Source organism: Rhodococcus sp. ENV425 (genome assembly GCF_002887785.1).
GTDB lineage: Bacteria > Actinomycetota > Actinomycetes > Mycobacteriales > Mycobacteriaceae > Rhodococcus > Rhodococcus aetherivorans.
Window position 1 is genome coordinate 1 of sequence record NZ_PCZU01000109.1, and the last position, 2,594, is coordinate 2,594.

General features: G+C 62.1%; 2 protein-coding genes and 1 pseudogene. 2 read left to right on the forward strand and 1 reads right to left on the reverse strand.

Annotated elements, in window-relative coordinates:
* The first annotated feature begins 73 nt into the window (after nucleotides 1-73).
* Together CQZ88_RS08685 and CQZ88_RS08690 are read left to right on the forward strand one after the other, a co-directional pair.
* Nucleotides 74-1,183: an IS630 family transposase gene (locus CQZ88_RS08685; RefSeq protein WP_037202616.1), complete on the forward strand. Its 1,110-nt coding sequence runs from the start codon at nucleotides 74-76 to the stop codon at nucleotides 1,181-1,183.
* A gap of 873 nt (nucleotides 1,184-2,056) precedes the next feature.
* A complete protein-coding gene (locus CQZ88_RS08690; RefSeq protein WP_006937331.1) occupies nucleotides 2,057-2,206 on the forward strand; it encodes a hypothetical protein in 150 nt (49 codons plus the stop codon).
* A 96-nt stretch (nucleotides 2,207-2,302) separates the two neighbouring features.
* On the opposite strand, the pseudogene CQZ88_RS08695 reads toward CQZ88_RS08690, so the two are convergent.
* Nucleotides 2,303-2,467: pseudogene (locus tag CQZ88_RS08695) on the reverse strand (transposase); the annotation flags it as partial.
* Between the last annotated feature and the right edge of the window lie 127 nt (nucleotides 2,468-2,594).

Below are 2,594 nucleotides of genomic sequence, written 5' to 3' on the forward strand. Positions count from 1 at the left end.
CACCTTCCCGACCTAACAAAGTCCTACTAGTGTCCTGAGTCGTTAATTCACTGTCAGTTTGTTAGAGTACGGCATGGGTGATGGGCGTGGGCCGAAGCTGGCCGTGCTGGAATTGAGCCAGTCCGAGCGAGATACGTTGCAGGGCTGGGTACGACGCGGTAAGACCGCGCAGGCACTCGCAACGCGGGCGCGGATCGTGCTGGCCTGCGCGGAGGGCTTGTCCAACAGTGAGATCTCGCGACAGTTGCAGGTGTCGCTGCCCACTGTGGGCAAGTGGCGCAAGCGATTTGTCGAGCACCGGCTCGACGGCCTGACTGACGAGGACCGGCCGGGCGCGCCGCGCACGATCAGCGACGCCCAGGTCGAGAAGGTCATCACCACGACCCTCGAGGAGCTGCCGGCGAGCGGTGACAGTCACTGGTCGACCCGATCGATGGCGGCGGCGACCGGGATGTCCCAGACGGCGATCTCGCGGATCTGGCGGGCATTCGGCCTGCAGCCGCACCTGGTGGACACGTGGAAGCTCTCGACCGATCCGCTGTTCATCGACAAGGTCCGCGACGTGGTGGGGTTGTACCTCGATCCCCCCGACAAGGCGATGGTGCTGGCGGTGGACGAGAAATCGCAGATGCAGGCGCTCGATCGCACCGCCCCCATGCTGCCGATGATGCCGGGCACGCCCGAACGCCGCACCCACGACTACGTCCGCTACGGCACCACGAGCCTGTTCGCGGCCTTGGATATCGCCACCGGCAAGGTCATCGGCCAGCACCAGCGGCGCCACCGGCACCAGGAGTTCCTGCGCTTCCTCAAGACCATCGACGCCAACACCCCCGCCGAACTGGACCTGCACCTGATCTGCGACAACTACGCCACCCACAAGACCCCGGCGATCAAGAAATGGCTGGCCGGCCACCCGCGGTTCCACCTGCACTTCACCCCCACCTCGGGGAGCTGGCTCAACCTCGTCGAACGCTGGTTCGCCGAGCTGACCAACCGCAAACTCCGCCGCTCGTCCCACCACAGCGTCGAAGCCCTCGAAGAGGACGTCAATGCCTGGATCGCCGCGTGGAACGACGACCCGAAGCCCTTCGTGTGGACCAAGACCGCGGACGAGATCCTCGCCAGCCTCGCCCGCTACTGCACCCGAATCAATAAAACAATTAACGACTCAGGACACTAGCCGGGGTAGTTACTCGGTGCGGACGGGTCTCCGCAGAGACCGAATCGTGTGTAATCATCTAGCATTCGGCGTATTCGAAGGAGCGTCTCCCGAATCTCGTTGGTCACCAGTGGTCCGATATCGGACTCTTCCGCCAAGAACGAACGCCGCCATGTGCCCCACCATGTTCCAAGGCCACGACCGGGTTCCCGCACCGTGACCCGCCAGTCGGTATCCCAGCGTGATTGAAACGAATTCGAGAACCTGATGACGATCTCTGCCTCGGGGTAGGTAAGATAGAGTGTGCTTGCTGTTGAGGTGATCTCCTGCACCCCGGGGAGACTCGTTAGGTCGATGAGCGATCCAAGCGTCAGGGGTCTGCAGGGCGCGACCCGCGTCGTTTCGCATTGTTCCATGTTTGGTTCTCCCTGGAAGGCTTAGTGATTCAGGTATCAGTCGTCGGGCCACACAAGGACGCGTACGATCTTGGTGAGAAATCGCCAGGCTCTCAGCGACGAACACTACGGTCCCTGGATTCTCTCGCCATTGAGACCAGCGTCACACAGTCGCTGCGGTCTGACTACCTCCGATCGGAGGTCATGCCCAGCGGATGGTATGTGGATACCAGGTCCTGACATCTGGGCAGGATCGTGTTCAGTTGATCCACTCCGGTGGTGCCGTCGGGGAAATTCTGCACTAACCTGAAACTGGTCCGGGCTGATCTGGAGCGCTCCGGCGAGCGTGCACAGTGCCTTCTTGCAGTTCGGCCACGAGGGCGGCAAATGGGTAACAGTAATCGCCGCCCTGGACGAGATCGCGAAGATCATGCCGTTCCCGATCCTGGGCGTGGACAGTCCTGGGCAGTGAGTTCATCAATCATCAGGTTCGACCCTGGTGACCTCGCAGTTCGATCCGCCTGACTGGTACAAGTCCCTCCAAGACGCAGTCATCGCCGAATCGATCCTCAACCGGATCGTCGCCGGCGCCGAGATCATCGCCCTCGACGGGCCGAACATGCGCCGCCACCTCGCCGACACTCGATAGCCGGACGTAGCGGCCGGACGGGCATCACCGCTATCCGATACCCGTCCGACCGCTACCCGATCGTCAGAACTGCGCTTTCCGAAGCACGTCCCAAACAGTGGAGGCACCGGTGCGTTTGCGTTCGGTGCGGACCCAGTTGCGCAGAGTCTCGCGACTGACTCCCAGGTCGTTGCCGATGCCGTCGAAGGTGTGGCTCGGATCGGAAAGATACAACGCGACGGCATCGGCCCTGAACTCCGCCGAGTACGCCTTCTTGACCATTGGTGACATCTCTTCCTCTGGGTCCTTCACGACCCAGTGTTCACGATGTCCTCATTCAGGGGGGAGCCCCCGTGTCGGTGGCGTCGTCGCGGCTGACTTTGATGGCGCTCATTGAAAATGCCCAGTC

What these genes read in the sequence shown, in the direction of transcription:
- CQZ88_RS08685 (WP_037202616.1), top strand. Translation starts at nt 74, where the DNA reads ATGGGTGATGGGCGTGGGCCGAAGCTGGCCGTGCTGGAATTGAGCCAG.